Genomic DNA, 5,846 nt, shown 5'->3' with positions numbered 1-5,846 from the left:
TTCTTCTACCTGCTGATAACCRTCCCGCTTGGCTTCCTCGCCAGCGTCGTTGAACGAAAGGTGGCGATCGCACGATGAGCTCTGTTCTCTATGACGTCCCCGGCCCCAAAGCCCGCCGGGTCTCGCTGATCGGCTCCATCATCGGCGTGATCGTGATCGGCGGCCTCCTCGTCCTGGCAGTCGTGACCCTCGCCCAGCAGGGAATCTTCGACCCCAAACGCTGGGCGGTCTTCCAGCTTCCCGAGGTCTGGGCCCTGATCGCCGCCGGCATCGGCGCCACGCTGGCCGCCGCGGCCGTGTCGGCCGTGATTGCCTTCCCGCTGGGYCTGCTCCTGTGCCTGATGCGCATCTCGGACAACGCCTGGATCAGGGTGCCCACCCGGATCGTGCTGGAATTCCTGCGCGGCATGCCCGTCGTGCTCATGATGCTGTTCGTGCTGCTCGTCTTTGCCACCAGCTCGTTCATCGCCGTCGTGGCCGGCCTTGTCCTTTACAACTCGGCGATTTTCGCCGAGATCATCCGCGCCGGCGTCCAGTCGCTGCCCAAGGGCCAGCGTGAGGCCGGCCTGGCGATCGGCCTGACGAGCTTCCAGTGCCGGCTGACCATCGAGCTGCCGCAGGCCATCCGGCGCATGCTGCCGTCCCTGGTCGCGCAGCTCGTGGTGCTGCTGAAGGACACGTCGCTCGGCTACATCGTCGCCTACGGCGAGCTGCTCCGGGCCGTGCAGGTCATGGCTGACTTCCTGGGTCCGCAGTACCTGTTCCCGGTGTTCTTCGTGGCCGCGGCCATCTACATCGCGATCGACCTGGCGGTCTCCCGCCTGGCCATCTGGCTCGAACGCCGCGGCTCCAAGCGCGCCGCCGGCGGCGTGGCGCACGTGCCGGTCGCCGGTATTCCGGCCGCCAAGTAAGCCGTCCCACCCACAAAGGGTCCGGAACCTCACGGAGGTTCCGGACCCTTTGTGGGTTACGCCTTGTTTCCTGGTCGTGGTGTCCTGGGCGTTGCTTCCTGGCCTTTGCTAAGCGCTCAGCCAGGTCCGCAGCGCCCGCAGGCATTCGCGGATGGCGTCCGCCTCGACGTGCTCATTGTCCTTGTGCGCCAGCAGAGCATCGCCGGGTCCAAAGTTCACCGCGGGGATGCCCAGTTCACTGAAGCGTGCGACGTCGGTCCAGCCGTACTTGGGCTTCGGCTCCGCACCGACGGCGGCGACGAAGGACGCCGCCGCGGGGTGGTGCAGGCCCGGCCGCGCGCCGGCCGCGCTGTCGGTGCGCACGACGTCGAAACCGTCCAGCAGTTCGCGCACGACGGCCTCGGCTCCGTCCGGGGTCTTGTCCGGCGCGAAGCGGTAGTTGATTTCCACGACGCATTTGTCCGGAATGACGTTTCCGGCCGTGCCGCCGTGGATCTTCACGGCGTTGAGGCTTTCGCGGTAGTCCAGGCCGTCAACCGTCACGGTCTGCGGCTCATACGCCGCCAGCCGGGCCAGGATCGGGGCCGCGGCGTGGATGGCATTGCTGCCCATCCAGGCCCGGGCCGAGTGGGCAGCCTCGCCGTTCGTGGTCACTTCGAAGCGGCTGGTGCCGTTGCAGCCGCCCTCCACCGTCCCGTCGGTCGGCTCAAGCAGGATCGCGAAGTCCCCGCCGAGCAGGGAGCCGTGATTGCGCACCAGACGGCCCAGGCCGCTCTTCACGGCCTCGACCTCCTCGTGGTCGTAGAAGACGAAGGTGACGTCCTTGCCTGGTTCCGCCCCGCCGTCGAACATGGTGGCCGCCAGCGCCAGCTGCACGGCGACGCCGCCCTTCATGTCAGTGGCGCCGCGGCCGTAGAGGATCCCCTCTCCAGGGGCCCCGGAGGGCCAGTACGCCGGCACGGTCCCCAGCGAGCCCTCTGTGGTGGGCAACGGCACGGTGTCCAGGTGGCCGGCCAGGATGACGCGCTCGGCCCGGCCCAGGTTGGTGCGGGCGATGATCGAATCGCCGTCGCGGACCAGCTCCAGCTGCGGCAGCTGGCGGAGGGCATGTTCCACGGCGTCGGCCAGGACCCCCTCGTTGCCGGAGACGCTGTTGATGTCGATCAGGGCGGCCGTGAGCAGGGCGACGTCCTGGCGGAGGTCCAGATGGACCGGTGTGCGGACAGGGACGCTGGCGGTGGCACTGGCAGGGGTGCGCGGGTTCGTGGGGGTCACCGTTCCACCTTATCTGTTTGCCTTCCCGTCCCACCTGAGTCGCTGCAGGGGCCGTTTCCAGGCGTCGAGAGGCCCCTGCAGCGTGTCAATCGGGTTGTCATGAGTTTCAGCGCCCGAGGGGCCTCTCGTTAGACTTGGGCCATGACTGAAACTGCTGCTTCCGCTGTGCCCGCCGACGCTCGTTCCGACGCCCGCTCTGCCTATGGCTACGGGGTGGCCACCGTGTCCACCCGCAACGGTGACGCCACCGTGCTGGACGTGTGGTTTCCGGCGCCCGCGCTCGGAGTCGCCGCGGAGCACCAGCGTGACGTGGAGAACGCGGACCAGTCGCTGATCGACATCGCCGCCAGCGGCATTGACCCGGACCGGGGCACAGAGCAGATCGTTGTCTTCGCCCAGATCAACCTGGATGCGGCACCCGCGGACACGGCGGACGCCTACCTTCGCCTGCACCTGCTCTCCCACCGGCTCGTCCAGCCCAACACCATCAACCTTGACGGCATCTTCGGCAAGCTTCCCAACGTGGTGTGGACCAACTTCGGCCCCGCAGCCGTGGAGGACTTCGAGCTGACCCGGGCGCGCCTGCGCAAGCGCGGCGCCGTCACGGTGTTCGGCGTGGACAAGTTCCCGCGCATGGTGGACTACGTCGTTCCCTCCGGCGTCCGGATCGCCGACGCCGACCGGGTCCGGCTCGGTGCGCACCTGGCCGAAGGCACCACGGTCATGCACGAGGGCTTCGTGAACTTCAATGCCGGAACCCTGGGTACCTCCATGGTCGAGGGCCGGATCTCGGCCGGCGTCATCACCGGCGACGGGTCCGACGTCGGCGGCGGGGCCTCGATCATGGGAACCCTCTCCGGCGGCGGCAAGGAAAAGATCTCCCTCGGCGAGAGGGTCCTCCTCGGCGCCAATTCCGGTGTGGGCATCAGCATCGGTGACGACTCGGTGGTGGAGGCAGGCCTCTACGTCACCGCCGGCACCCGTGTGCGCGTGATCGGCCCCAAGGACGCCGACGGCGAAGACACCAGCCGGATCGTCAAGGCCGTGGACCTTTCCGGCGTTCCGAACCTGCTCTTCCGCCGCAATTCCACCACTGGTGAGGTTGAGGTCCTCCCCCGCAAGGGCCAGACGGTGGAGCTCAACGAGGCCCTGCACGCCAACTGACCGCACCGGCTGGTACGGTATGGCGGGCGGCGAAGACCGCGCGGGCGGGGCCGACCCGCCCCGCCGAAAAAGCCGATGACGCAGCCCCCAGGGGCCTGAGGGAGTATTTTCGTGGCACGACGAGGGAGCTGGCGGCGCCGGATTGTCCTTCTGCTGACCCTGGCGATGGTCGCGGGCGGCATCTACACCGCGGTGACGTTCCTGCAACGGTCGGAGACCTTGATCACCGAACGCTGCACGGCCACGGGAAGCGGCGGCGATGACCTCTCCACCGACCAGGCGGCCAACGCCTCCCTCATCACCGCCGTCGCGGTCCGGCGGGGACTTCCGGCCCGGGCCGCCAGCATCGCGCTGGCCACCTCGATGCAGGAATCCAAACTGCGCAACATCGGCCATGGCGACCAGGCCGGTCCCGACTCCCGCGGACTGTTCCAGCAGCGGCCGTCCCAGGGTTGGGGCACCACGGCGCAGGTGATGGACCCGTACCACGCCAGCAATGCGTTCTACGATGCCCTCGTCGAGGTTTCCGGGTACGAGTCGCTCGATATCACCGTTGCCGCCCAGCGCGTCCAGCGCTCGGCGTACCCGGAGGCCTACGCCCAGCATGAGGTGATGGCCCGCGCGTTCGCCTCCGCCCTGAGCGGGCAGACGCCCGCAGGCCTGGACTGCTCGCTGCGCTCCCCCGACGCCGCCGGGAATCCTGCCGCCGTCACCGCAGGGCTGACCGCTGCTCTCGGGGACGTGACGGCGTCCACCGACGGCCGGACCCTGCTCGTCGAGGCCGAAGGAACCCAGGCCTGGGCTGTGGGCCAGTGGGCCGTGGCCAACGCCAAGGAGCTCGAAATCACCAGCGTGGAGGTCGAGGGCCGCGCCTGGAACCGGCAGTCCCGCGACGGCTGGCAGCCGGCCCAAGTCCCGGCCGGCCAAGTCAGGGTTACCGTCGCAGACGCCCCCGGCACCTGACCGCTACCGGGGGTCAGTTGGCAGCGGGGTCAGTTGGCAGCGGGGTCAGTTGGCAGCGGGGTCAGTTGCCAGCGGGGGTCAGTTGCCAGCGGGGTCAGCCGTCACCGGGCGGGCTCAGACGAGGAGATCGACCACCGGCTGCACGTAGCTGCGGAACAGCTCCGGCTGGGACAACAGCTCGTGGCTCATGATGATTTTRTCGGGCTCSAGATACCAGGCCCGCGGCTCYGCMAGYGGSAGCTCGATGATCGTCAGGCCGAAATCCTTTGAAGCCCGTCCCACGTCAAGCAGGCGGTCCTCCACCATGTCGGCCAGCAGCTCGTTGTTGCCGTTGGCTTCGCGCTCCGCCTCGAGGGTTCCGTATTCGGCGAGGCGTTCCCGGGCCCACGTCAAAGCGGCCCCGAAGTGGGCCTGCAGCACGCGCCGGAGGGCCGGCGAATTGCTGAACGCACGGAAGCCCGGAGGGGAGAGCTCGGGGGACATTTCCGGGTGGTCTTTCAGCAGCTGTTCCCACCAGGCCTCCCATTCGGTCTTGAGCGCAGCCGGGCCGCCAACCTCGGCGATCAGGTGGGAGTGGTCCGAGGCGCGGATCTTCGGTGCCGCATGGCAGAGCGCCGGGTGTCCCGCGGTGTCCAAGCCGGCGGCGTCACGAACGTAGAGGGCAATGAGCATGGGACCAGAAGTATCCATCGTGATCCGCCAGCCTGGTCCGCCGGTGTGGTGCATCCAATTGCCTCCTTGGCAAGACGTACGATCTCAGTCTATTCCTGTTGTTATGAGGCGTTAACGGCTGGCTGCCCGGCCGCCAGCCGTCGGTTCAGGCCCGCCAGGTGGGCTTCGAGCACATCCTTGCACATCACGGCCGTCATCCACTCGGGCTGCAGGAGGGCGTGCATCGTCAGGCCGTCGAGGACTGCCAGCAGCAGTTCCGCTTCGGTGACGAGCACCTGCTGGTCGAGGCCGGCCGCGTGGTCGGCGTCAGCGCCTTCAGCCTCGGCCAGGCCCAGGATGAGCCCGCCCACGACGGCGGCCACCGCCCGGTGGCTGCGGTCGGCCTCGGCGGCCAGGAACGGCCTTGTCCGGGCGGCATTCTTGAAGGCCATCCAGACGCAGGCATCAACCGCCCGTTCCTCGTCCAACGGAAGAAACTCACCCAGCAGCGCCAGGACGGCCGCATGCTGCTCCCCTGAAACCGGCGGCGTATCGCCCAGCCGGGAGACCGCGTCGGTGAGGCGGCCGACGATTCGGTCCACCACCACGGCGAACGCGTGGGTCAACAGCTCGTCGCTGCTGGCGAAGTAGTGCCGCACCGAGCCGACGGCCAGCTGCGCTTCATCGGCAACTTCCCGCAGCGAGGCCCGCTCGAGGCCATCCGTTGCGATGATCCTGAAGACTGCGTCAACTATTTCCTGGCGCCGGATGACGGCGTCGACAAATTTAGGCACTGGTCTTTTTTAGCACGTACGTGCCGCGGCCGCCCCGGGCCACACCGGTCCCGGCGGGGACGTGGCGCGGGTCACAGCGGCACAGTGC

General features: G+C 68.4%; 6 protein-coding genes. 3 read left to right on the top strand and 3 right to left on the bottom strand.

From position 1 onward, the window contains the following. The first annotated feature begins 74 nt into the window (after positions 1-74). Entirely contained in the window at positions 75-911 is an 837-nt protein-coding gene (locus tag AC1DHX_RS20060) for an amino acid ABC transporter permease (protein WP_223913897.1), read from the top strand. 108 nt (positions 912-1,019) lie between these two features. On the opposite strand, the gene dapE is transcribed toward AC1DHX_RS20060, so the two are convergent. Next, positions 1,020-2,117: a succinyl-diaminopimelate desuccinylase gene (gene dapE / locus AC1DHX_RS20055; RefSeq protein WP_476859007.1), complete on the bottom strand. Its 1,098-nt coding sequence runs from the start codon at positions 2,115-2,117 to the stop codon at positions 1,020-1,022. Between the two features lie 210 nt (positions 2,118-2,327). Between dapE and dapD the strand changes: the two genes are divergently transcribed. Next, positions 2,328-3,350, top strand: coding sequence for a 2,3,4,5-tetrahydropyridine-2,6-dicarboxylate N-succinyltransferase (gene dapD / locus AC1DHX_RS20050; RefSeq protein WP_476855765.1), 1,023 nt, complete (start codon positions 2,328-2,330; stop codon positions 3,348-3,350). A gap of 111 nt (positions 3,351-3,461) precedes the next feature. Next, on the top strand, positions 3,462-4,313 hold the full coding sequence (locus AC1DHX_RS20045; protein WP_476855764.1) for a hypothetical protein: 852 nt from the start codon (positions 3,462-3,464) through the stop codon (positions 4,311-4,313). A 114-nt stretch (positions 4,314-4,427) separates the two neighbouring features. On the opposite strand, the gene AC1DHX_RS20040 is transcribed toward AC1DHX_RS20045, so the two are convergent. After that, on the bottom strand, positions 4,428-5,039 hold the full coding sequence (locus AC1DHX_RS20040) for a hypothetical protein (RefSeq protein WP_028275685.1): 612 nt from the start codon (positions 5,037-5,039) through the stop codon (positions 4,428-4,430). A gap of 47 nt (positions 5,040-5,086) precedes the next feature. After that, positions 5,087-5,758 (bottom strand): TetR/AcrR family transcriptional regulator, encoded by a 672-nt coding sequence (locus tag AC1DHX_RS20035; RefSeq protein WP_476858926.1) that lies wholly within the window; start codon positions 5,756-5,758, stop codon positions 5,087-5,089. Positions 5,759-5,846: the final 88 nt, after the last annotated feature.

Source organism: Arthrobacter sp. 05N33_2, from assembly GCF_056397425.1.
This window is presented reverse-complemented; position numbering and strand designations above follow the sequence as displayed.

Coding starts and splice junctions, on each gene's coding strand:
- dapD (WP_476855765.1), top strand. CDS start 2,328: ATGACTGAAACTGCTGCTTCCGCTGTGCCCGCCGACGCTCGTTCCGAC.